General features: G+C 74.0%; 21 protein-coding genes and 3 pseudogenes. 10 read left to right on the plus strand and 14 right to left on the minus strand.

All coding sequences use genetic code 11. The features are described 5' to 3' along the window. Window positions 1–118 precede the first annotated feature (118 nt). The gene (locus XF36_RS14855; protein WP_082375430.1) at window positions 119–1825 is read left to right on the plus strand and encodes a choline dehydrogenase; all 1707 of its coding nucleotides are present in this window, start codon (window positions 119–121) and stop codon (window positions 1823–1825) included. Window positions 1826–1932: 107 nt separating this feature from the next. On the opposite strand, the gene XF36_RS14860 is transcribed toward XF36_RS14855, so the two are convergent. Then, a complete protein-coding gene (locus XF36_RS14860) occupies window positions 1933–2118 on the minus strand; it encodes a DUF7455 domain-containing protein (RefSeq protein WP_020623547.1) in 186 nt (61 codons plus the stop codon). Between the two features lie 362 nt (window positions 2119–2480). On the opposite strand from XF36_RS14860, the gene XF36_RS14865 reads away from it, so the two are divergent. Continuing rightward, window positions 2481–3344, plus strand: coding sequence for an EamA family transporter (locus tag XF36_RS14865; protein ID WP_168169595.1), 864 nt, complete (start codon window positions 2481–2483; stop codon window positions 3342–3344). 362 nt (window positions 3345–3706) lie between these two features. Here XF36_RS14865 and XF36_RS14870 read toward each other — a convergent pair whose 3' ends face one another. After that, window positions 3707–5434, minus strand: a complete 1728-nt coding sequence (locus tag XF36_RS14870; protein WP_060712445.1) for a DEAD/DEAH box helicase — start codon at window positions 5432–5434, stop codon at window positions 3707–3709. Between the two features lie 168 nt (window positions 5435–5602). Beyond that, window positions 5603–6268 (minus strand): class I SAM-dependent methyltransferase, encoded by a 666-nt coding sequence (locus tag XF36_RS14875; RefSeq protein WP_238588885.1) that lies wholly within the window; start codon window positions 6266–6268, stop codon window positions 5603–5605. 114 nt (window positions 6269–6382) lie between these two features. Between XF36_RS14875 and XF36_RS34870 the strand changes: the two genes are divergently transcribed. Further along, window positions 6383–8221, plus strand: a complete 1839-nt coding sequence (locus XF36_RS34870) for an alpha/beta hydrolase (RefSeq protein ID WP_145981370.1) — start codon at window positions 6383–6385, stop codon at window positions 8219–8221. A gap of 63 nt (window positions 8222–8284) precedes the next feature. On the opposite strand, the pseudogene XF36_RS14885 reads toward XF36_RS34870, so the two are convergent. The 3 genes and pseudogenes from XF36_RS14885 to istA all read right to left on the minus strand — a co-directional run. Further along, window positions 8285–8773, minus strand: a pseudogene (locus tag XF36_RS14885) (DDE-type integrase/transposase/recombinase); the annotation flags it as partial. Window positions 8774–8843: 70 nt separating this feature from the next. Next, window positions 8844–9695: an IS21-like element helper ATPase IstB gene (gene istB, locus XF36_RS14890; protein ID WP_060713594.1), complete on the minus strand. Its 852-nt coding sequence runs from the start codon at window positions 9693–9695 to the stop codon at window positions 8844–8846. Then, a pseudogene (istA, locus tag XF36_RS14895) lies at window positions 9692–10951 on the minus strand (IS21 family transposase). Before istA ends, istB begins: the two are co-directional and overlap by 4 nt. 196 nt (window positions 10952–11147) lie before the next feature. On the opposite strand from istA, the gene XF36_RS14900 reads away from it, so the two are divergent. Beyond that, window positions 11148–12359, plus strand: coding sequence for an IS256 family transposase (locus XF36_RS14900; protein ID WP_238589343.1), 1212 nt, complete (start codon window positions 11148–11150; stop codon window positions 12357–12359). A gap of 77 nt (window positions 12360–12436) precedes the next feature. On the opposite strand, the pseudogene XF36_RS30470 reads toward XF36_RS14900, so the two are convergent. Continuing rightward, a pseudogene (locus XF36_RS30470) lies at window positions 12437–12946 on the minus strand (leucine zipper domain-containing protein); the annotation flags it as partial. A 136-nt stretch (window positions 12947–13082) separates the two neighbouring features. Here XF36_RS30470 and XF36_RS14905 point away from each other — a divergent pair. Together XF36_RS14905 and XF36_RS14910 are read left to right on the plus strand one after the other, a co-directional pair. Continuing rightward, window positions 13083–13928 (plus strand): alpha/beta fold hydrolase, encoded by an 846-nt coding sequence (locus XF36_RS14905; RefSeq protein WP_060712448.1) that lies wholly within the window; start codon window positions 13083–13085, stop codon window positions 13926–13928. Between the two features lie 63 nt (window positions 13929–13991). Next, on the plus strand, window positions 13992–14549 hold the full coding sequence (locus XF36_RS14910; protein WP_145981371.1) for a GNAT family N-acetyltransferase: 558 nt from the start codon (window positions 13992–13994) through the stop codon (window positions 14547–14549). A 62-nt stretch (window positions 14550–14611) separates the two neighbouring features. On the opposite strand, the gene XF36_RS14915 is transcribed toward XF36_RS14910, so the two are convergent. The 3 genes from XF36_RS14915 to XF36_RS14925 are packed head-to-tail and all read right to left on the minus strand — an operon-like array spanning window position 14612 to window position 16180. Continuing rightward, window positions 14612–14866 carry a DUF3039 domain-containing protein gene (locus tag XF36_RS14915; RefSeq protein ID WP_043279309.1) on the minus strand — a complete coding sequence of 85 codons (255 nt, stop codon included), beginning with the start codon at window positions 14864–14866 and terminating at the stop codon, window positions 14612–14614. Between the two features lie 26 nt (window positions 14867–14892). Continuing rightward, window positions 14893–15243, minus strand: a complete 351-nt coding sequence (locus tag XF36_RS14920) for a DUF3099 domain-containing protein (protein WP_238588886.1) — start codon at window positions 15241–15243, stop codon at window positions 14893–14895. A gap of 40 nt (window positions 15244–15283) precedes the next feature. Next, window positions 15284–16180, minus strand: a complete 897-nt coding sequence (locus XF36_RS14925; RefSeq protein ID WP_064485434.1) for an alpha/beta fold hydrolase — start codon at window positions 16178–16180, stop codon at window positions 15284–15286. Between the two features lie 40 nt (window positions 16181–16220). Between XF36_RS14925 and XF36_RS14930 the strand changes: the two genes are divergently transcribed. Further along, complete coding sequence (locus XF36_RS14930; protein WP_060714716.1) at window positions 16221–17972, plus strand: GNAT family N-acetyltransferase; 1752 nt, start codon at window positions 16221–16223, stop codon at window positions 17970–17972. A gap of 39 nt (window positions 17973–18011) precedes the next feature. Here the strand turns inward: XF36_RS14930 and XF36_RS14935 are convergent, their stop codons facing one another. From XF36_RS14935 to XF36_RS14945, 3 genes are read right to left on the minus strand one after another with little or no spacing between them, the layout of a single operon-like run. Beyond that, window positions 18012–19202 (minus strand): AMP nucleosidase, encoded by a 1191-nt coding sequence (locus tag XF36_RS14935; RefSeq protein WP_020622892.1) that lies wholly within the window; start codon window positions 19200–19202, stop codon window positions 18012–18014. After that, window positions 19199–19606 carry an ArsR/SmtB family transcription factor gene (locus XF36_RS14940; RefSeq protein WP_020622893.1) on the minus strand — a complete coding sequence of 136 codons (408 nt, stop codon included), beginning with the start codon at window positions 19604–19606 and terminating at the stop codon, window positions 19199–19201. Before XF36_RS14940 ends, XF36_RS14935 begins: the two co-directional genes overlap by 4 nt. Before the next feature lie 27 nt (window positions 19607–19633). Then, window positions 19634–20239: an HhH-GPD-type base excision DNA repair protein gene (locus tag XF36_RS14945; RefSeq protein ID WP_020622894.1), complete on the minus strand. Its 606-nt coding sequence runs from the start codon at window positions 20237–20239 to the stop codon at window positions 19634–19636. 10 nt (window positions 20240–20249) lie between these two features. On the opposite strand from XF36_RS14945, the gene XF36_RS14950 reads away from it, so the two are divergent. The 3 genes from XF36_RS14950 to XF36_RS14960 all read left to right on the plus strand — a co-directional run bounded on the left by XF36_RS14950 (window position 20250) and on the right by XF36_RS14960 (window position 22694). Then, complete coding sequence (locus XF36_RS14950; RefSeq protein WP_145981372.1) at window positions 20250–21839, plus strand: DUF7059 domain-containing protein; 1590 nt, start codon at window positions 20250–20252, stop codon at window positions 21837–21839. After that, the gene (gene dtd, locus XF36_RS14955) at window positions 21836–22309 is read left to right on the plus strand and encodes a D-aminoacyl-tRNA deacylase (protein ID WP_060712452.1); all 474 of its coding nucleotides are present in this window, start codon (window positions 21836–21838) and stop codon (window positions 22307–22309) included. Before XF36_RS14950 ends, dtd begins: the two co-directional genes overlap by 4 nt. Before the next feature lie 100 nt (window positions 22310–22409). Then, window positions 22410–22694, plus strand: coding sequence for a YggT family protein (locus XF36_RS14960; protein ID WP_060712453.1), 285 nt, complete (start codon window positions 22410–22412; stop codon window positions 22692–22694). A 141-nt stretch (window positions 22695–22835) separates the two neighbouring features. On the opposite strand, the gene XF36_RS14965 is transcribed toward XF36_RS14960, so the two are convergent. Then, window positions 22836–23195, minus strand: coding sequence for a hypothetical protein (locus tag XF36_RS14965; protein ID WP_060712454.1), 360 nt, complete (start codon window positions 23193–23195; stop codon window positions 22836–22838). Window positions 23196–23252: the final 57 nt, after the last annotated feature.

Below are 23252 nucleotides of genomic sequence, written 5' to 3' on the forward strand. Positions count from 1 at the left end.
GCCGTCGAGCGTACGGGGGCGGCGACGACGGGCGGTGGCCGCGGCGTACCGTGATCCACGCAAGGGGGGTTGCTCCCTCGAACAGGGCAATCCCGACAGTACGTGTGGAGGACGCGCAATGGGCCGGTACGACGTCGTCATCGTCGGCGGAGGATCCGCGGGGGCGGTGCTGGCCTCCCGGCTCACGGAGGATCCCACACGCCGGGTGCTGATGCTCGAGGCGGGCCGCCCCGACCACCGCTGGGACCCGATCATCCGGATGCCCGCCGCGCTGTCCAAGGCGTGGGGCAACCCGCGTTACGACTGGTGCTACGTCACCGAGCCCGAGTCGGGTCTGGCCGGGCGGCGGATCGCCGTCCCGCGCGGGAAGGTCCTGGGCGGCAGCAGCAGCATCAACGGGATGGTCTACCAGCGGGCCCACCCGGGCGACTACGACCGCTGGTCCCGTCTGCCCGGCTGCGAACAGTGGAGCTCGGCCCACCTGCTGCCCTACTTCCGCCGCCTGGAGCGTCGGACGTCCGAGCACGGCACCCCGCTGCCCGACGGCGGCCACGGCCCGCAGGTCCTCGAGCGCGCGCCGGCGGCCGGCCCGCTGAACGCGGCGTTCCTGGCCGCGGCCCAGCAGGCCGGGCACGCGCTGGTCGACTCGACGAACGGTCCGGTCCAGGAGGGCTTCTCCCGCACCGAACGCACGATCTCGCGGGGACGCCGCTTCTCGGCCACCGACGCGTGGCTGCACCCGGTCGCCGGCTCCCGGCCCAACCTGACCGTGCGCACCGGCGCCGTGGTCCGCGCGCTGCGCACCGACGCCCGCGGCACCCGGGTCATCGGGGTCCGCTACCGCGCCTCCGACGGCACCATCCGCGACGTCGACGCCGGCGAGACGATCGTGGCCGCCGGTTCCATCGCGACACCGCAGCTGCTCCAGGTGTCCGGTTTCGGCGACCCGGAGCACCTCGCGGGCATCGGCGTCGAGACCCGGGTGGCGCTGCCGGGGGTCGGCGCGAACCTGCAGGACCACCTCGCGGTGCACCTGCAGCACGCCTGCTCCCAGCCGATCTCGCTGGCGCCGCAGCGGGCACCGCACCGGCTGCCCGCCGCGGCGGCCCGCTGGCTGGTCTCGGGCACCGGGGTCGGGGCGAGCAACCACTTCGAGATCGGCGGGTTCGCCTCCACCTCGATGGCCGGGGCCATCCCGGACGTGATGATGCTGTTCGCGCCGGTCGCGATGCGCTTCGCGCCGGACGTCCCGCCGGTCGGGCACGGCTACGAGATGCACGTCTCGGTGATGGCGGGCGACGTCCGGGGGACGGTGCGCGCGGTGTCCCGCGACACCGCGGTCCCGCCGCGCCTGGTGCAGAACTACCTGGTCACCGACGGCGACCGGCGTCGCTGGGTGGAGGCCGTCGGACTGGCCAGGGAGATCCTGAACCAGCCTGCGTTCGCCGACCTCGACGCCGGGGAGACCTTCCCCGGGGAGGCCGTCCGCTCCGACGCCGAGATCCTCGACTGGGTGTCCCGGCGCGCCCAGAACGGGCTGCACCCGACCAGCACCGCGCGGATGGGCACCGACGCCGACGCCGTCGTGGACCCGTCGACGCTGCAGGTGCACGGCACCGAGGGCCTGCGGATCGTCGACGCGTCGATCTTCCCGGACGTGCCCAACGCCAACACCTACGGCCCCGTGGTGGCGGTGGCCGAGCGTGCCGCCGACATCGTCACCGGCGCGACTCCGCTGCCCGCCGACCCGGCGCCGTCGCGGCGGCGGGCCGGGACGCACGAGGCGACGGGCTCCGGGCAGGAGCCGTTCGCACCGGCATCCTGAGGCGCCCGACCTCCTGACACCCCCGACATGCCGAACGGGGCGGGGATCCGATCGGATCCCCGCCCCGTTCGCGGGTCTGTGTGTGGGGGCCGCGGCGGCCCCGGGCGTCACTCCCCGGTCTGCACCTGCACCCCGGACTCACGCAGCTTCTCGGCGTGGGCACGACCGTGGTGGTTGCAGAACAGGAGTTCCCCACCGGAGGGCAGGATCGCGCGCACCTTGGCAGCCGCACCGCAGCGGTCGCAACGGTCGGCAAGGGTCAGTTCGGGCCGGGTCAGCGTTTCGGGCTGCATAGCGGTCTCCCTCCGTAGCGGCGGCGGGCTTCGGGCGCTCGCCGCCGTATCACTGTGACGACCGCACGAGCGGCTCGCCCACACCTGTACAGACGCTCGAGGCCCCTGTACGTGTTCCCGGGATGCGTCGCGACGTCCGTCACGTGTGGCGCGGGCCGCGCGGTCCGGTGGCGCCGCGATGTACCCGCGGTGACCGATTGGGTATGAAGTTGACTGCGTGTGAATCATGCGGGGAACTCGGCCGACGTGCAAGCGCGCCACGGTAAATACGGTGTGTCGCGGACTACGGTGGGCGAGTGAGTCCCCGCCCGTCGCCCGATCGTGTTCCCGCTCCGCTGCTGTTCCTGGCCGGTGGGATCTCGATGTACGTGGGGGCCGCATTGGCCGTCGGGCTGTTCGACCGGCTGGCGCCGTCGGCGGTCGCCGAGCTGCGGCTGATCGGTGCCGCGCTGCTGCTGCTGGCCTGGCGCCGCCCCGGCCGCGACGCCTGGCGCGGCGTCCGCCTCGTCCGCGCGGGGGTGTTCGGGCTGGCCACGGCCCTGATGAACGTCGCCTACTACGAGGCGATCGCCCGGCTGCCGCTCGGCACCGCGGTGGCGGTCGAGTTCACCGGACCGGTCCTGGTCGCGGCGCTCGCCTCGCGCCGGTTCCGCGACATCGGGGCGGTCGGCCTGGCCGCCGTCGGCGTGCTCCTGATCGCCGACGTCCGCTGGTCCGGCAGCCCGGCCGGGGTGCTGTGGGCCTTGGGCGCGGCGACGATGTGGGCCGCCTACATCGTGCTGGGCAAACGGGTCGCACGCGCCGGTTCCGGCATCGACGACCTGGCGACGGGGTTCACCGTGGCCGCCGTCGTCCTGGTCCCGCTGCTGTTCGTCGGGGGTCCGGGCGCCGTGACGGGGTTCGGCGTCGCGAACCTCGCACCGCTCGCCGATCCGGCGGTGCTCGCCCTGTCCATCGGGCTGGGTGTGCTCAGCTCGCTGATCCCCTACGTGCTGGACCAGGTCGTGCTGCGCCGGGTCGGGCAGGCCCGGTTCGCGGTGCTGCTGGCGCTGCTGCCCGCCACCGCGACCCTGGTCGGGCTCGTGGTGCTCGGTCAGCTGCCGGGGACGCTGGAGGCGGTCGGGATCGGGCTGGTGGTCCTCGCCGTCGCCCTGCGGTCCCGCGACGGCGACGAACCGGTCCCCCTGCCCGCCACGTCCGCCCGGGACCGGGCCGCCCCGTCCTGACCGACCCGCCTGACCGATCCGGCGACGCGACGTCCGCGGTGATCCGGAGTCCGCGCTGCTCCGCGGTCCGCGCGCTGCTCCGCGGTCCGCGCGTGTCCGGACGCGCGCGTCGAGCGGATCAGCGCGCGCGGAACGGATCACCGTGTGCTCGGCCGCACCGGCGTCCCGGTGGCGCTGCGGTGGCGCTGCGGTGGCGCTGCGGTGGCGCGACGGCGACACGCCGCCCCTGTCGCCCCGCACGGGCCGCCGTGTCCTCCCGGCCCGGCCTGCGCGGTGGTCCCGGCACGACGGCGCTGCCTGCGGGCCCCGCCCGCGCGGTGTGGGGGCCCCGCCTGCGCGGTCGCGGCCCGCGAGGGCGGCTCTCAGCGCCAGGAACGCAGGGTCGCGATGCGTTCCTCGAGCTGCTCGATGGTCGCCATCGCCACCGGCGGGCCGCCGCAGTGCGCCCGCAGCTCGTTGTGGATCTTCCCGTGCGGCTTGCGGGTCTTGTGGTTGTGCAGCGCGACCAGGGTGTTGAGCTCCTTGCGCAGGGTCTGCAGCCGCTCCCGGACGCTCTGCCCGCGTTCGGCGGCCGGCGGCGGGGTCGGTTCGGTCGCCGGCGTCGCGTGGGCCTGGGCACCGGTGCGCGGTGAGCCCTTCGCGATCCACTCCGCCTGCCGCTGGGACAGCAGGGTGCGCACCTGGTCGGGCTCCAGCAGACCGGGCAGCCCGAGGTAGTCCTCCTCGTCGGCGGAGTAGGTGGCGCCCTCGTAGATCAGCTGGTCCAGCTCGGCGTCGGCGCCGAGGGAGGTGAACGCCTGCTCCTGCTCACCGGGCTCGTCCTCGACCTTGTTGGCCTCGTTCAGCTCGGCGTCGTTCCAGACCTCCTCGGGCCGCTGCGGCTTGCCGAGGACGTGGTCGCGCTGCGCCTCCAGCTCGCTGGCCAGGCCGAGCAGCACCGGGACGCTGGGGACGAACACCGACGCGGTCTCGCCCTGCCGCCGCGACCGCACGAAGCGGCCGATGGCCTGGGCGAAGTAGAGCGGGGTCGAGGCGCTGGTGGCGTAGACGCCGACGGCGAGGCGCGGCACGTCGACGCCCTCGGACACCATCCGGACCGCGACCATCCACCGCTCGGTGGAGCGGGAGAACTCCGCGATCCGCTCCGAGCCGCCCGCCTCGTCGGACAGCACGACCGCGGGCCGTACCCCGGTGATGCCGGTCAGCAACGCCGCGTAGGCCCGTGCCGCGGTCTGGTCGGTGGCGATGACCAGGCCGCCCGCGTCGGGCATGCCCCCGTCGCGGTGGCTCTGCAGGCGGCGGTCGGCCGCGGCGAGCACCGCGGGCATCCAGTCCCCCGAGGGGTCGAGCGCGGTCCGCCAGGCCATCGCGGTCTGCTCGCGGGTCAGCGGCTCCCCCAGCCGGGCCGACATCTCCTCGCCGGCACTGGTGCGCCAGTTGGAGGTGCCGGAGTAGGCCAGGAAGACGACCGGCCGGACCACGTTGTCGGCGAGCGCCTCGGCGTAGCCGTACTGGTGGTCGGCGCGGCTGCGCGGGGCGCCCTCGGCGTCGGGGACGTACTCGACGAACGGGATCGGGTTGTCGTCGGAGCGGAACGGCGTACCGGTCAGGGCCAGGCGGCGGGTGGCGGGCTCGAACGCCTCGTCGACGCCCTCGCCCCAGCTCTTGGCGTCGCCGGCGTGGTGGATCTCGTCGAGGATCACCAGCATCCGGCGGTTCTCGGTGCGGTTGCGGTGCAGCATCGGGTGCGCGGCGACGCCGGCGTAGGTGATCGCGATGCCCTGGTAGTCCCGCGAGGTGCCACCCGCGGAGTTGCGGAACTCGGGGTCGAGCGCGATCCCGGCGGCCGCGGCCGACTCGGCCCACTGGTACTTCAGGTGCTCGGTCGGGGTGACGACGGTGATCGCGTCGACCACCCGGTCGCGCAGCAGCTCCGACGCGACGCGCAGGGCGAAGGTCGTCTTGCCCGCGCCCGGGGTCGCGACCGCGAGGAAGTCCCGCGGCGAGGTCGCCAGGTAGCGGGCGAGTGCGCTGCGCTGCCACGCGCGCAGCGGGCGGGTGTCGGGCGAAACGAGCTGGGTCTGCGACACACGTCTCCCCTGGTCCGTGGGTCGTTCCCGGGTGGGAACCGGCGATTCCCGGCCACGTCCGCGCGTCGACGCCGACACGGCTGCGGGGCGCGGATCAGGGTAGCCGGGCGTCGTGGCGGCGCCGCCCGGTGGGCGGGCCGGGAGCCTCCCCGGCGGTGACGGGCCAGGTCAGCCCCGGGGCGGCCGCGGGCGGCGGGCGGTGAGGACGAACGCGGGCGGGAGGTTGGCGAGCACCGCGCGGCCGTGCACGACCTCCTCGAAGGCCGCGGCGAGCCGGCGGCGGAGCCGGCGGGCGGGCGGCAGGGCCCGGGTCACCGAGTAGCCGAACTGGGTCAGGGCGCCGTCGGGGGGCAGACAGCCGGCGACGACGTCGGTCAGCCACGGCTCCTCGCGCGGGTAGGCCGCCCACGGCAGCCCGGACACGACGACGTCGGCACGGGCGAGCCCGCGGGCGGCCAGCAGCGCGGGCAGCTCGGCCGCGTCGGCGACGGCGACGTCGAGGCCGGGGTGGCGGGCCCGCAGCAGCGCGGCCAGGCGCGGGTTCAGCTCGACGGCCAGATGGTGGCCGCGGCCGCCGAGCCGCTCGGCGATGAGGTCGGTGAACGCCCCGGTGCCCGGCCCGAGCTCGACGACGACCGGGTCCCCGGTCGCGGGGACCGGCGCCGTCGTGGCGAGGGCCAGTGCCCGGGAGCTCGGCAGCGCCGACGCCGTGCGCAGCGGGTCGCGCAGGAACTCCCGCAGGAACGCACCCGCCCCGGCGGTGGAGGTCCGCGCTGCCGTCTGCGGTGACGGCTGCGCTGCCGGGGACGAGGTGGACGGTGCGACGGTGCTCATCGGGCTCCGGGTTCTCGTGCGACGCGACCGGGCCACCGTGCCGGTCCGGTCCGAACGCCGCCCGACGACGGGGTGAACGCGCCGCGACCGGTCGCGGTGGGGATGATGGAGGCGATGAGCGAGCGCGACCGCACCCCAGCCGACGCCGGCCCCCTCGCCCTGCCCGCGGCGGGGCTGCGGCTGGCGGCCGCCGTGTCCGCACGGCCGCTGCTGCTCCTGCGCCGCGGCGGCGGCTGGGGCGCCGAGCTGGGCCGGGTCGGCCTGGGCCGCTCCGACCTGGCTCCGGACGTGCCGGCCGGCCCGGTCGCACCGGTGGCGCGGTGCGTGGCCCAGGTGCTGCTCGCGACGACCGGGGCGGTGTCCGGGCTGCTCGACGACGCCGTCGCGAGCCCCGACATGCCCCTACCCGCCGCGGACGCCGAGCGGCTGCGCGCGACCCTCGCGGGCCTCACGTCCCTGCTGCTGCCGGGCGCCGGCCCGCTCGTGATCACCGGATCAGCGGGAGCCGGTGCCCCGGACCGCACCGCTGCCACGGCCGGTACCGGTCCCGGCCGGCAGGACGACTGCGGGCGGGCCGCCACTGTGACCGACGCCACCGCCGCCACCGCGGCCGACACCGTGGCCACCGACACCGTGGCCACCGACACCACGACCGCCGACATCGTGACCGCCGACGAGGCCTACCCGGCCGCGGCCGAGGCCGCCGACCGGGTCTTCACACCCCCCGGCGCCGACACCCCCTCGGTCCCGTTCGACACCGGCGCCCGCGACGCCCGGGGTGGCCCCGTCCCCGGCCGCGACGTCGCCGCCACCCCCGGCGCGGTCGTCCTGCGCACCCCGATGTTCGAGCTGCTGCAGTACCTGCCGCGGACCGAGAAGGTGCGCGACACCCCGGTGCTGGTCGTCCCGCCGCTGGTGCACCGCTACTGGCTGGCCGACCTCGCGCCGGGGTACTCGCTGGTCGAGCACCTGCTCGAGAAGGGTCTGCAGGTGTTCGCGCTGTCCTGGCGCCCGGCCGGCCCCGCCGACGCCGACCGGGACCTCGACGCGCACGCCGCCGCCGTCCTCGACGCCGTCGACGCCTGCGGGCGGATCACCCGCGCCCCGCGGGTATCGCTGCTCGGGGTGCGCACGGGCGGGCTGCTGACCGCGGCGGTGCAGGCCCACCAGGCCGCGATCGGGCTCGACGACCGGGTCGCCGCGGTCGCCTACCTCGCCACCGTCCTCGACCAGTCCGACGCGCTGCCCGGCTTCGCGCCCGACCCGGCGACCGTCGCGGAGACCGCCGACCTGGCCGCCCGCGACGGCGTCCTCGACGGCGCGACGGCGGTGCGGGCCTGGGCGTGGCGGCGCGGCCCGGACCGGGTGCTGCCGTGGGCGGTGCCGCACGGTGGCGGGACCGCCGACCTGGACGGCCGCGCGGCGCGGGCGATGCGGGCCTGGGTGGCCGACCTGCTGCCGCTGCCCGCCGGGCTGCACACCGACCTCGCCGCGCTCGCCGCGGCCACCGGTGACGGCGCGGCCCCCGACCGGCCCGACGTACGGGTCCTCGGCACCCCCGTCCGGTTCGCCGAGCTGCGGCGCGACAGCTACCTCGTGGCCGCCGACGACGACCCGGTACAGCCCTGGACGGGCGGGTACCGCACTGCACAGCGCCTCGGCGGCGGCTGCCGGCTCGTGCTGGCCCCCGGTGACCAGGCGGGGGCGCTGATCGCACCGCCGTCGATGGCGACCGGGTTCCGGGCCGCCCCATGCTCCACCGGCGACGGCCTGGCGCAGCGCTGGCGGGCCGAGGCCGAGGCCGTCGAGGGCTCCTGGTGGGACGACCTGGCCCGCTGGCTGGTCGAGCGGTCCGGCACGGTGCGCGACGCACCCCCCGAGCTGGGCGGACGCCGCCTGCGCCCGCTGTTCCCCGCGCCGGGCACCTACCTGGGCGAGCCCGCCCCCGTCTGAGGGCGGGCCCCCGGGATCGTCACACCCCGGCCTTTCCGGCACCCCACCGCCCGGCCACGGCGCCTAGGTGTGATGTCCAGGCAGGTTGGTCAGGCGACTGATCGGCGGTAGGCCGTTGGTTGCGCTGTGGGGCCGGTGGTGATTGTAGAAGTGCAGCCAGCCGGGGAGCGCGTCTCGCCGAGCCGTTTCGCAGGGGTGGAAGCGGGCGTATGCCCACCCGTCGGCGAGGGTGCGGTGGAAACGTTCGATCTTGCCGTTGGTCTGAGGCCGGTAGGGCCGGGTTCGCTTGTGGGTGATGCCCAGTTCGCTGCAGGTGTCACGCCAGGCGTGTGAGCGGTAGCAGCTGCCGTTGTCGGACAGGACCCGTTCGACGGTCACGCCGCGGGCGTTCAACCAGTCCACGGCCCGGCGTAGCACACCGGTGGCGGTGTCGGCTTTCTCGTCGCTGTGGATCTCGGCGTAGGCGACGCGGGAGTGGTCGTCGATGACGGTGTGGACGAACGCTCTGCCGGTGCGCGGCTTGTAGTCGGTTCCCCTGGGCAGTCCGGGAGTGTCAACGGCGGGTTGGGAGTGACCCCGTAGCGACGGATTGGAACTGACCCCCGGCGTGGTGTGGTGATGGTCAGTCGTTGCTGGCGCGGTTGTGTTTGGCCAGGAGCTCGCGTCGGGCGCGGGTGCGGTAGGAGTCCCCGGACAGGGTCAGGACTTCGGCGTGGTGGACGAGGCGGTCGATCATGGCTGCGGCGACGACGTCGTCGGAGAAGGTCTCGCCCCAGCGGCCGAAGGGCAGATTGCTGGTGACCATGACGCTGCCTTGTTCATAGCGGGAAGCGATGAGCTGGAAGAACAGGTTCGCTGCGTCCTGGTCGAACGGGATGTAGCCGACCTCGTCGATGATGATCAGTTTGTAGCGGCGGATCTTCTTCAGCTCGGCCTCGAGCCGGCCGCTCTGGTGCGCGGCGGCGAGTCTGGTGATCCAGTTGCTGGCGGTGTCGAACAGGACCGAGTAGCCGGCGTGGGCGGCTTTGACGCCGAGCCCGATCGCGAGGTGGGTCTTCCCGATCCCGGGCGGGCCGAGCAGGATCACGTTCTCGCACTTGGCGACGAACGTGCTCGTGGCCAGGTGGGCCAGGATGTCGCGGCGCAGCGAGGGCAGATGGTCGAGGTTGAAGTCCTCCAAGGTCTTGACCTGGGGGAAGTGCGCGGTGCGGATCCGCATGACCGTGCCCTTGGACTCGCGGTCGGCGACCTGGCGCTGCAGCAGCGCGCCCAGATACTCCTCGTGCGACCAGTTCTCCTCACGGGCCTGGGCGGCAAGCTGTTCCCAGCTGGCCGCGATGGTCGGGGTCTTCAGGACCCGGGTCAGGTAGGCGATCATCGCCGGCAGTCCGTCGGGGACCGCGGCCAGCACCGGACCGGCCGGCCCCGAGCTCCCAGCGGGGTCGGTGGTGATCTTCGGTGGTGTGGTTGTCATGAGCTGCTCGCTTCCTCGGCAGTGGAGACGAAGTCGACACCGAACAGGGCGTCGTAGTCGGGCAGTGCGCGCAGGGTCACCGGGTGGCCGTCGAGGTGACGGCGTGCTGCGGCCTGTCGGGTGTTGCGGTCGTGGGCCAGGGCGCGGCGCATCGCCGCGGCGGTGTGCTGGTGCGCCGGGTCGGTGATCACCGCGTGGCGGGCCCAGCTGCGGTCGTGACGGGCGACGACCTGGCCGGCGCAGTAGACGACGACCTCGCGCGGTGAGGCGGCGACATCGACGAACCGGCCGATCATCTGCGGATCCACGGAGTAGTCGTTGGCATCGACGCGGACGTAGTAGTCCCGTGCCAGCCGGATCCGCTGGGCCAGCCCGATCGGCGGGTCCAGCGGCGGCAGCGGAGTCATCGCCGCGTAGTCGTGGGCGAGCACGTCCACCGGGCGGCCGCCGATCGCTCGGACGGTGCGGGTGTTGGCCCGGGCCAGCCAGTCGTCGATCTGGTGGTTGAAGTCGGCTGGGGAGGCGAAGCGACGTCCGGGCAGGAACGAGGTCTCGAAGTAGCCGTTGTTGCGTTCGACCAGCCCCTTGAACTCCGGATCCCGCGGTGGGGCAAGCCGGATCCGGGTGGCCAGAGTGCCGGCGAACGCAGCGGCCGGTGCCGAGACCCGCCCGGTCCCGCCGATCGCAGACTCCCGGTCCCAGACCAGCGTGCGGGTCACCCGCCCGACGTCGCTGATCAGCTGCCACATCCCGGACAGGATGTCCCCGGCCTGGCGCGAGGGGATCATCGTCGCGGACAAGAACCGCGAGTAGCCCAGCGTCATCACCAGCACCGGTAGGACCCGTTCCTAGCCTGGGCCGACGGGGATCGTGGTCTCGGGGAACCACAGGTCGCACTGGGTGATCTCGCCCGGTGCGTAGGCGACCCGGTCGACCGGGTCGATCCCGACATACTCGGGGCGGATCTGGCGGATCCGGTCCTTGAGCACGGTCAGCGAGTGCTCCCACCCGATCCGCTCTGCGATCACCGTGGCCGGCATGCGTGGGAACTGCGCCAGCAATGCCCGCACCTGCGGCTCGACCGCATCCGCCAGCGATCCCCGCGGGCCCCGTTCCCGCTTCGGCGGGCCCGGCGCCCGCAACGCGGAGCGCACCGTGTTGCGGGCCACCCCCAGCCGGCGGGCGATCTCCTTGATCGGGACACCCTCGGCCCGATGCAGACGACGGATCTCGGCCCAGTCCTCCACCGACAACACCCCCTCAGCGTCGTGCAGAGGGGGTCAATCCCAAGCCGAGGGACTGTTTCAAGATCGGTGTTTTCGGCCCGACACGCCGGGCTGAGGTCCGGCGAGATGGGCACGGACAGTGATGACATCGGACCTTGTGGATCCAAGCGAGGGTGACCCGAAGCCTGCTCGGCAGGCGTCGGCGGAGCGGGCCGCTGCGGCGGCGATGGTGGCCGAGGCGAAGGCGCGCGGGCTGGCGTTGACCGGCCCGGACGGCCTGTTGAAGCTCTTTACCAAGAATGTTCTGGAAACGGCGCTGAACGAGGAGATGACCGAGCACCTCGGGCACGACAAGAACCGGGCCGACCCCGGCCGGGAATCCACCAACGTGCGGAACGGGTCCCGCTCGAAGACGGTTCTCTCGGATGCCGCGGGTGACGTGGAGATCGACGTTCCGAGAGACAGGGCCAGCACTTTCGAGCCGCAGATCGTGAAGAAGCGTCAGCGGCGCCTCACAGATGTCGACGAGGTCGTACTGTCGCTGTATGCGAAAGGGATGACGACCGGGGAGGTTTCCGCACATTTCGCTGACATCTATGGGGCGTCAGTATCGAAGGAGACGGTCTCGCGGATCACCGACAAGGTCGTCGCCGAGATGAATGACTGGGTTGGTCGGCCGTTGGATTCGGTGTACGCCGCGGTGTTCATCGACGCTGTCCACGTCAAGGTCCGGGACGGGCAGGTCGCCAACCGGCCGGTCTACGCAGCCATCGGCGTCACCGTGGACGGCTGCAAGGACGTGCTGGGGCTGTGGATGGGCGTCGGCAGTGAGGGCGCGAAGTTCTGGATGAGCGTGCTGGTCGACCTGAAGAACCGCGGCGTGCGTGACGTGCTGTTCCTGGTCTGCGACGGCCTCAAAGGACTCCCGGAGGTCGTGGCCAACGTGTGGCCGCAAACCATTGTCCAAACCTGCGTCGTGCACCTGATCCGAAACACTTTCCGGCTGGTGGGTCGACAGGACTGGGACGCGGTGAAGCGCGACATCAAACCAATCTATGCCGCGCCCAACCCGAATGCAGCACTTATCGCTATGGATGAGCTCGACGAGAAATGGGGCCGTAAGTACGCGGCGATGATCCGGCTATGGCGCAACGCGTGGGAAGAGTTCGTGCCGTTCTTGGACTACGACGTCGAGATTCGAAGGGTGATCTGCTCTACGAATGCGATCGAATCGCTTAACGCCCGCTACCGGCGCGCGGTGCGGGCGCGTGGTCATTTCCCCACTGAGCAGGCTGCGATGAAATGCTTGTATCTTGTGACTCGCAGCCTGGACCCGACCGGGACGGGCCGCACGAGGTGGACGATGCGTTGGAAGCCCGTGATCAACGCGTTCGCCATCACGTTCGGTGACCGCTGGCCGGGAGCCGAGACCTACTGAGCAACGACGCCGAAACACCGATCACGAGACAGGCCCCAAGCCGACGCTAGGGGGTCAGTCTGAGCCCGTCGTCGACAGGGAGTGGACCGCTTGTTCAGGGCGCCTTGTCGGCGTCCGACGAAGCGGTGTCCGCCTCCGTCGGGGATGTTGCCGAACTTGGTGACGTCGACGTGGATCAACGAGCCGGGGTGTGGGTGTTCGTAGCGGCGTAGGGGCTCGCCGGTGACCCGGTCGATGTGGGAGAGCCGGTTGATCCGGCAGCGGCGCAGGACCGCGTGCACGGTCGAGGCGGCGAGAGCGAGTCGGCCGCCGATCTGTACTGGTCCGAGTCGGTGGTGCCACCGCAGTCGCACGATCTGCTTCACCAGCCTCGGCGGGGTCTTGGCCGGCATCGACCGTGGTCGGGAGCTGCGGTCGACCATCCCGGGCGGGCCCTCGGCGCGGTAGCGGTCAGCCCACTTTCGGGCGGTGCGAGGGGCGACCATGAACATTCTGGCCGCGGTGGAGCAGGTCCAGTCCTGGTCGACGATCAGACGGGCCAGCCGTAGCCGGGCACGCGGAGTCAGCGCAGCGTTAGCGTGGGTCACAAGGGCCTCCGGTTGGTGAAGCGGTTCCTAGACAGCTCCACTTCACAACCGGGGGTCCTCGCCTGTCTCAGCGACAGGCCGTCATCAGCTCAACCTGGAACAACGTCCATGGACATCACACCTAGGCTCGGCGGTGATGACCACTTCCAGCTCCCGTCCCGTGGGCGGGGCAGGCCTCGAGGAGCACGACGTGCTCGTCGGCGGCCGGGCCCTGCGCGTCGTACGTCGCCCCGCCTCCGGCCCGGGCCCCCGCCGTACCCCGCTGCTGCTGTGCAACGGCATCGGCGCCGCCACCGACGTGCTCGACCCGCTGGTCGCGGCGCTGCCCGCGGACCTCGACGTCATCCGGTTCGACCCGCCGGGCATCGGCGGGTCGGCGGTGCCGCGGATGCCGTACCACCTGACGTGGATGGCGCACCGGCTCGGCCAGGTGCTCACGAAGCTGGGCGTGCGCGAGGCCGACGTCCTGGGGTTCTCCTGGGGCGGGATGCTGGCCCAGCAGCTGGCGATCAGCCGTCGACGACGGGTCCGCAAGCTCGTGCTCGTCGCGACCGGGCCGGGGGCGCTGATGATCCCCGCCTCGCCGCGGGTGATGGCCGTCATGACCTCGCCGAAGCGCCACCAGGACCCGTCCTACATCGACGCCGTCGCCGCCCGCATCTACGGCGGCTCGCTGCGCGACCACCCGGAACGGGCCGCGGGGGCACTCGGCGCGGGCGCCCGGCGCGGCCCGATGCGCGGCTACTACTACCAGCTGATGGCGCTCTCGGGCTGGACCAGCCTGCCGCTGCTGCCGGCGATCACCGCGGACACCCTGATCATCGCCGGCGACGACGACCCGATCGTCCCGCGCGGCAACGCCACGATGCTGCACCGCGGGATCCGCCGCTCCAGGATCAGCCGCTACACCGGTGGGCACCTGGAGCTGCTGCTCGACCCGGAGCCGTTCGCCGCGGAGACCGACGCCTTCCTGCGGTCCTGATCCCGGTCCCACCCGGCCCCCGGCCGAGCGGGTCCGCGCGGGTGGACGCACGATGGCCGGGTGGTGACCCCCGCACGAACGACCGGTGCACGCACGACGCCCGCCTACCCGGCCCGCGACACGGTCCTGCGCCCGTGGCGCGGCCCGGCGGACTCGGCGGCACTGGCCGCGCTCGACGACGGCGCCCCCGGCATCGGCGACACCACCGGACCGGAGTGGCACGACGACGCCGCGGCCGACCCGGCACGGATGCACCTGGTCCTGGAACGTGCCGGCGAGCCCGGCCCGGCGGGCTACGTCGTGCTGGCCGCGCCACGCGGCCCGGAACCGGGCGTCGAGCTGCACCGGCTCGTGGTCCATCTCGACCGGCGCGGCACCGGCGCCGGTCGGACGCTGCTCGGTGCCACCCTCACCGTCGCCGGGGTGCCCGGTGCGACCGGGGAGACCCCCGAGCGGCCACCGTGGGCGGGGACGGGGCGACTGTGGCTCGAGGTGGCCGCGGACAACGCCGCGGCGCTGGCGCTCTACCGGTCGGCCGGGATGGTCACCGAGACCGTGCTGCGCGCCGTGCCCGGTGATCCGTGCTCCACCCCGCTGCGGCTGCTGCTCGCGCGGGGCTGAGCCGGTCCCGGCGTGCTGTCAGCGCAGGCGCGGCGCCCTCTCGGCGCCGCCTCGGGCGGGTCTCACTCGCCGTCGCCGCCGCCAGGGGGGAGCCCGTCGAAGATCTCCTTGCACTGCGGGCACACCGGCGACCCCGGCTTGGGCGACTTGGTCACCGGGAAGGTCTCGCCGCACAGTGCCACGACCATGTTCCCCAGGACGGCGCTCTCGGCGATCCGGTCCTTCTTGACGTAGTGGAACATGTCCGGCCGGTCGTCACCGGTCTTGTCGGTGGTCTCCGGCCGGGTGTCGACCTCGGGCAGCGTCGTCGTGGACATGGCGCCCATGATGCCCGAACACGGCCTCAGCGCGTGGAGGTGGTGCCGCCGCCCGCCGTGCCCGTGGGCTGCTCGTCGTCCGTCGTGGGCCCGTCACCGGGCGGTGGCTCGTCCGCCTGGTCGATCACCGGGTGCGGGCGGGCCTCGATGGCCCGGTGCCCCTGGCGGTGCCGGTTGGGCTTCTCGGCCTTGCGTGGCAGCCGGTCGTTCGCGATCAGCACCGCCATCCACGGCAGCGGCACGGAGATCACGAGCAGGGTCACCGCGACCCACGGGTAGGTGTAGAAGACGCCGGCGAGGACCAAGCACGGGATCCGCATGCCCATCGTCCACTTGTAGCGCCGCTTGCGGATCTCCAGTTCCTCTTCGTAGGACATCTGCGCGTCCGTGATGAGAACGGGGTCCTCGCGTCGCTGGTCAGCCACTGTCGAACCACCTCCCTCTCCATGGTGACACCCCTGTGCGTTCTCTGCGCGGGCGCCCGCGGGGCGCCTCGCGCACATCCGCGGGTCCGTCGACGGTGGGATCCAACGACTCCCAGCGGCGCAGCCGCGCAGCGAGCAGCCGCGACCACCACACGACGTCGTCCGGGGTCGCAGCGATCGACAGCCCGGCCGCGGGCAGCCGCTCCCGCAGGGTCTGTGCGGTGGACTCCGGATGCCCCGGGTCCACGGTCCAGGCCAGGATCTGCACCGGCACCGTGATCCGCTCCAGCTCCTCCGGTGCGGGGAGGTCGGTGGCAGCCGCGCCGCGCAGGATGGCCGGGAGCAGGTCGGCGCGCACGTCGGGCTCGGTCCGCGGGCGGCCCCGGGCGGCCGGGGGGAGATCCGCGTCGTCGGCGCCGGCGTCGAGCGCCCCGATGCCGGCGGCCTCCACGGCCAGCGCGGAGCGCTCGTAGTCGCGGGCCCGGGCGCGCCGGGTCTCCCAGGCCGTCGGCGGCAGCATCAGGGTGAGGCTGGCGAACCGGCCCGGGTCGGCCAGTGCGGCGTGCAGCAGCGTCCCGGCGCCCATCGACGGTCCGACCCCGTGCACCCGCTCGCCGGGCAGGACGTGGTCGAGCAGCCCCAGCAGGTCCCGGGCCAGCGCGGGCCACCGGTAGTCGGCGGGGTCGGTGGTGCCACCGGAGCGGCCGTGGCCGCGCGCGTCGTAGCGCAGCAGCCGGATGCCCTCGACCCGGGAGGCGATGTCGAGCCGCATCAAGGTCTCGCGGCGGCGGCTGGAGGTGAGGCCGTGCAGCGCCACCACCGCCGGAGCGCCGGGTTCGTCGCGTACGTCGAAGTCCAGCGTCGCCCCGGCGATCCCGAACGTGGCCATGCGCTACGCCTCCTGATCATCGTCGGCCTAGGTTATGGCCATGCGGCTGACGAGCGTGACGCACCTGCGCCTTCCCTACGGGACGCTGCTCGGCTACGACGTCACCGTCGGCCGCAGGGGCGACCCGGTCCCGGTCTCGTTCGACCAGCGCCGCCACGTCGACCGCGGGGACCGGCCGGGCTCGTGGATGGCGATCACCTGCCGGCTGCCCGCAGTCGACCTCGACGCGCTGGCCGAGGCCTGGCTGGCGGTGCTGCGCCGGCACGGGACGCTGCGCACGGTGTTCTCCCCCGGCCCGGCCGGTCCCCGGCTGCACGAGGTGGACCTGCGTCCCGGCCGCTGGGTCACCCACCCCATCGCGCCCGGCCAGGCCGTCGACGACGCCGTCCGGCGGATGCTCGACGAGCGCTGCACCCCCTACGCGGCGCCCTCGCACCGGCTCTGTGTGATCCTCACCGCGGACCGGCCGACGCTCGTCGTGGCCGCCGACCACGCCCACGTGGACATGTGGTCGCTGCTGGTGATCCTGCGCGACCTCGTGCAGGGCCTGGGCGGGACGCTGCCGGCCGGCACCGTGCGCCCCTTCGCCGAGCACACCGCCGCCCTGGCCGAGCGCGAGCCCGCGCCCGACGAGGTCCGGCAGCGCTGGGCGGAGATCCTGGCCGCGGGCGGCGACGTGATGCCCCGCTTCCCGCTGCCGCTCGGGGAGCTCACCCCCGCTCCCCCGGAGCGTGTGGAGGTGCGCGACGTGCTCGGCGTCGACGACTGCGCGCTGTTCGAACGCCGGGCACGCGCATCCGGGGTGTCGACGCTGGCGTTGGTCACCTCGGTCATGACCCGCACCACCCGGGAGCTGGCGCACGCCCCGCTGCGCGCGGTGTTCCCGGTGCACAGCCGCTACGACGACCGCTGGCACGGCTCGGTCGGCTGGTTCATCACCAACGCGGTGATCGACGCGGGCGACCCGGACCCGCGGGCCTGCGCCGACGCCGTCCGCGAGGCCGTGCGGCTCGGGTCCTGGCCGCTCGACGACGTGCTGGCCCCCTGGGGCGGGATGCCCGAGGCCCCCGGCATGTTCGCGATCTCCTGGCTGGACCTGCGACGGCTGCCGGTGCGCATCGACCACGCCGGGTTGGAGGCGCAGTACGTCAGCTCCGCGGGCGACGCCGACGGCGTGATGCTCTGGTTCATCCTCGACGAGGCGGGCCTGCACCTGCGCTGCCGCTACCCCGACACCGACGAGGCCAGGGAGAACGTCGGCGCCTGGCTGGACCGGGTCGTCGACGGCGTCCGGGCCTCCGCCCACCCGGCGGGTGCGGACGTCGTGCTGGCCGGGGGCCGGCTCGTCGTCGACCGGGCCACCCGGGCCGACGTCCCCGCGGTCGTCGCGCTGCTGTCGGGCGCCGGGGACACCGCCGACCCGGACGACCCGGACGACCCGGACCTCGCGCCCTACGAGGAGGCCTTCGACGCCCTGGACCGCGACCCCGGCCGGTTCCTCGCGGTCGCCCGCGCCGGCGACGGCCGGGTGGTCGCGACCGTGCAGCTCACGATCCTGCCCGGGCCCGTCCTGCGTGGCACGACCCGGTTGCAGGTCGAGGGGCTGCGGGTCGCCGTCGGGTGGCGGCGGCGCGGGGTCGGGTCGGCGCTGCTGGAGTGGGCGCACGAGCACGGGCGCGCCCGCGGCGCCGTCCTGGCCCGGGCCGGGGACACCGCCGGGGACGGGCCGCACCCGTTCCTGGCGCGGTTCGGCTACCAGCCCGACCGGGCCGGGTACACCCGGCCGCTCTGACCCTGCTGCTCCGACCCCTGCCGGGGGCGGTGGGGCGGCTCAGGCCCCGTCGGGCCCGTTGCCGAGCAGCGGCTCGTCGGCGGAGCGGACCTCGGAGCCGGGCAGCCCGTCGGGGTGCTCGGCGCGGACCCGGTCCAGCGCGTCCAGCGCGATCCCGAGGTGCTTGCGCTTGCTCGTCTCGTAGAACGCCCGCGCGCCGCCGGCCAGCTTGGGCTCGGCGTGCAGCGGCTTGTCCGACACGCACAGCAGGGTCGCGTTCGGGATCCGGTAGCGGAACCCGTTGGCGGCGATCGTCGCGGACTCCATGTCCACCGCGACGGCCCGGGCCAGCCGCATCCGGTGCAGCGTCGCGGCCTGGTTGAACTCCCAGTTGCGGTTGTCGGTGGTGTGCACGACCCCCGGTCGCCAGGTCGCCTCGGCCGCGCCGAGCGCGTCCATCAGGTAGCCGTTGAGCCGGATGCTCGGGATGACCGGCACGTCGGCCGGGAGCACCTCGTCCAGCACGTGGTCGGCCCGCTGGTAGGCCGTGGCCAGCACGAAGTCGCCCAGCTCCTGGCGGTTCCGCAGGCCACCGCAGTGCCCGATCATGATCATCGTGTCCGGGCGGAGCACCGCGAGGTGGTCGGTGACGGTCTTGGCGTTGGCCGGGCCGACGCCGATGTTCACCAGGGTCACGCCGTCGCCGTCGGCGCCCGGGTGGTGGTAGGCGGGCATCTGGACACCGGCGCGGTCGGGCCGCTCGGCGTCGGGGAAGCGCTCCAGGAACGACTCGACGTGCATGGCGTAGTTGGTGAACAGCACGTGCCGCTGGAAGGACTCGGCCGGGGTGCCGGTGTAGTGCGAGAGCCGGTCGAGCGAGAGCGCCATGCGTTCCGGGCCGAACAGGAACAGCTTCTTCACGCGCAGGTCGAAGCGGTCCTCGTCGAGCGCGGCGAAGAACTCCGGGTCGGTGAACGCCCGGGCCGGTCGGGCGGCGCGGGCGGTGACGGTGGCCCCGGCGGCGAGCAGGCCGCGCAGCTCCCGGTGCAGGTAGCGGCGGATCGCGCACGGCCGGGCGAACTCGCCGGAGATCCGCGGGTTGTGCGTCGACCAGGGGCGCACGACCTCGAGCTCGGGGTACCAGCCGTCGTCGTAGACCGACTGGAGGGCGTCGAGCAGCCGGGCGATCTCGTGGTCGAGCTTCTCGGCCGGCACCGGCGGGCGGACCTGCTCGATCATCGCGGGGGTCACGACGCCTCCCCGTCGTCGGCGCCGTGCGCGTGCAGCGCGCCCGGGGCGACGGCGACCGCCGACACGATCTCCAGCACGCGGCGGGCGAGCCCGTCGGTCAACCGGTAGCGGACCAGCCGTCCCTCGCGGTGGGCGGTGACCATGCCGTGTGCGCGCAGCAGGCGCAGCGCGTGCGAGACGGCCGAGTCGCTCATCCCGACGGCGACGGCGAGGTCGGAGACGCAGAGGTCCCCGGCGTGCTGCAGCGCGAGCAGCAGCGACAGACGGTTGGCCTCGCCCAGGACGTCCAGGACGGTCGCGGCCTCGGCCACCTTCTCCGAGTCGGCGAGCACCGCGACGGCGTCGCAGACCTGGTCCGGGTCGATCACGCGTGCGCCGGCGAGCGCCTCCGGAACCTTGTGCACGCCTGTGATGCTAGCCCTGTCGGCGGATCACTTCGCCGCAGCGGCCTTCTTCTCGCGCGCCGCGGCCTTGATCGCCTTCTTCGTGTCGCGCACCTCGAGGAGGGTCTGCCCGTCGACGACGTCGGCCGCGGAGAGCCGGGTGCCGTCGGCGCCGTAGTCTCCGGCGGCCTCCCGCCAGCCGTCCGGGGTGACCCCGTACTGCTTGCCGAGGATCGCGAGGAAGATCTTCGCCTTCTGCTCGCCGTAGCCGGGCAGCGCCTTGAGCCTGCGTAGCACCTCACGTCCGTCGGGCGCGGCGCCGTCGGCCCCGGGCCGGGTCCAGATCGCGGCCGGGTCCCCGTCCCAGTCCTCCACGATCGCGCGGCACATCTCCTGCACCCGCTTGGCCATCGAGCCGCCGTAGCGGTGGATGGCGGGCGGGGTGGTGGCGAGCGTCGCGAAGGCCTCGGGGTCGTGGTCGGCGATGACGCGCACGTCGAGCCCACCGAGGCGTTCGTAGAGCTTCAGCGGGCCACGGAACGCGACCTCCATCTGGATCTGCTGGTCGAGCAGCATGCCGATCAGCAACGCGAGGGGCTCGCGTTCCAGCAGCGCGTCGGCCTCCGGTTCCTGGGCGATGCATATCCCGCTCATGCCGCACAGGATGGCACGCGACAATGGCGGGGTGCTCCCCCATCTCGACGCCGGTGCCATCGAACGCGTCCGCGGCTGCCTGCTGGACGCGGCCTACACCCCGGACGGCGTGCGCGCCCTGCTGGGCCGCTCCGCGCACGACGCGCTGACCCGCGGCGAACCGGAGCCCGCAGCCCGTGCCAGCCGCGACGGCGGTGAGCTCGGCACCCTGGTGCGGCTGTTCCTGCTCGAGGACACCGAACCCGAGCCGGCGGTGACCGCGGCACTGGGCGACCTGGACCCGCTGCTGGAGGGCAGGATCCTGCGTCGCACCCCCGACGGCATCCGGGCCGCGCTGGACGTGCGCCCCTACGGCGAGGGCACCGGCGCCGACGGCGAGCCGGGCACCGACTGGTGGGTGGTGTCCGACATCGACACCCCCGCCGCGCGGCAGGACCGCGAGCACGTAACCGGCGTCGGCGGGGCGTCGCTGACGCTGGCCGCGGCGACCGTCCGCCGCCCGGTCGGCACCCTGCTCGACCTGGGCACCGGCTGCGGGGTGCAGGCGCTGCACGGCTCCCGGCACGCGATGCGGGTCACCGCCACCGACGTGCTGCCCCGGGCGCTGGCGCTGGCCCGGCTGTCGCTGGGGCTGTCCGGGGTGGAGGTCGACCTGCGGGAGGGTCCGTGGTTCGCCCCGGTGGCCGGGGAGCGCTTCGACCAGGTGGTGTCCAACCCGCCGTTCGTGCCGGGCCCGCCACGGGTGGACTACGTCTACCGCGACTCCGGCACCGCCGGGGACTCCGCGCTGGCCGCGCTGCTGGGCGAGCTGCCCGGCCTGCTCAACCCGGGCGGGGTCGCGCAGCTGCTGGGGTCGTGGCTGCACGTGCGCGGCGAGGACTGGCCGGACCGGGTGCGTTCCTGGCTGCCCGACGGCGTCGACGCCTGGGTGCTGCAGCGCGAGGTCGTCGACCCGGGCCTGCACGTGGGCACCTGGCAGCGCGACGCCGGGCTGGTCCCGAGCTCGCGGGCGGCGCGCGAGCAGGCCGGGGCCTGGCTGGACTGGATGGCCGCCGAGCGGGTGGAGGGGGTCGGGTTCGGCTTCCTGATGCTGCGCCGCACCTCCGACCCCGAGGCCGAGCCGACCGTCGTGGTCGAGGACCTGCCCGGCGAGCTGGGCGAGGGACTGGGCCGGGAGATGACCGGCTGGCTGGACCGGGTCGACTGGCTGCGCGCCCACACCCGCGACGAGGACCTGCTGGGCGCGCGGCTGCTGCTCGCCCCGGAGACCGTGCTGGAGTCGGCGTCGTCGGTCGACCCCGACGGCGGCTGGGCCGAGCTGTCCACCACCGTGCGCCGCTGGGGCGGCCCCGGCTGGGAGCACCCCGTCGACGGCGCGGCCGCGGCGCTGCTGGCCGGCTGCCGCGGCGAGCTGCCGCTGTCGGAGCTGCTGGCGCTGCTGTCCTACGCCCACGACCTGCCGACCGACGTCCTGGTCGCGGCGACCCTGCCCGCGGTGCGCGAGTTCGTGCGGCACGGGCTCCTGCAGCCGGTGGACGGCTGGCCGCACCCGGTGCCCGCACGGACCGCGGCCGCGTCGCCGTCGGGGCCGGTCGGGTGAGGGCCGTCGTCGCGCGGGTGCGGCGGGCGTCGGTGACGGTCGAGGCGCCCGACGGCACACCGCTGCGGGTGTCCGGGGAGATCGGGCCCGGGCTGCTGGTGCTGCTCGGTGTGCACGTCGACGACGTCGGCACCGACCCCGCCGCGACCGCACGGAAGGTCGACACGATGGCCCGCAAGCTGCACGAGCTGCGGATCCTCACCGGGGCGGACGGCGGCGAGCTGTCCTGCGCCGACACCGGCGCCCCGCTGCTGGTCGTCAGCCAGTTCACCCTGTACGGCGAGACCCGGAAGGGCCGCCGGCCGTCCTGGTCGGCGGCCGCGCGCCCGCAGGACGCCGAGCCGGTCGTCGACGCCGTGGTGGCCGCGCTGCGCGGGCGCGGCGCGACGGTGCGGACGGGCGAGTTCGGGGCGCGGATGGCCGTGGGGTCGGTCAACGACGGGCCGTTCACGGTGCTCGTCGAGGTCTGAACGCCGAGCTCGTCACCCCGGCTCTCGTCGCCGCGGCTCTCGTCGCAGCGTCACAGCGTCCTCTCACCGGACTCTCAGCCGGAAAGGGGACGATGTGGGCATGGTCGCGTATCTGCTGTCGTCGTTGCTGGGGTTGTTCCAGCTCGTCCTGATCGCGCGGGTCATCGTGGACTGGATCGAAGTGCTCGGGTCCGGGCGGGGTGGCGCCGTGCTCGACACCGCCCGGCGGATCACCCACGGGCTCACCGAACCGGTCGTCGCCCCGATCCGCCGCCGGGTGCAGCCGGTGCGGATGGGAGCGGTCGGGCTGGACCTGTCGGTCCTGATCGTGTTCGTGGTCGTGCTGCTCGCCCGGGTCCTCGTGGTGCCGCTGATCCCGTTCTGACCGCCCTCAGGGTGACGGCGGGCCCAGCCCCTCCCCCACCCGCCGGTAGGGACACCCCCGTCCCGTCACACGACGACGGTCCCCGCCCGGGTGACCGGGCGGGGACCGTCGGGATCGTTCAGGGAGTCCCGGGTCGGGGACTCACTTGGTGGTGCTGCGGGTGGCGCGCGCGGTCTTCTCCGCGACGGCCTCGGTGCTGCGCCCGGCGTGCTCGGTCACGGCCTCGGCCGCCTTGGTCGCCTGCTCGGTGACCTGGTCGAACACCGAGGTACCGGCGCTGACGACGGTCCGCGCGAACTCGCGCTGGTGGCCGAGCACCTGCTCGTAGAAGTCGAAGACGCGCTCGACGGCGGCGCCCGCGTCGGGCAGCTGCGGGCGGTCCCCGGCGCCGAACTGGCGGGCCAGGCCGCTCGCGGCCTCGGTCCACCCGCGGACGGACTCGGTGACCAGGTCCTGGCCACGCTTGGCGATGTCGACGAACTGCTCGGTGGAGGCGGTCATCGGTGCTTCCCTCCCGGGAGACGTGTCTGGGATGCGGACGGGGCGCACGACGAGCAC

Origin of the sequence: Pseudonocardia sp. HH130629-09 (genome assembly GCF_001294645.1) — a bacterium.
In the GTDB taxonomy this organism is placed as follows: Bacteria; Actinomycetota; Actinomycetes; order Mycobacteriales; family Pseudonocardiaceae; genus Pseudonocardia.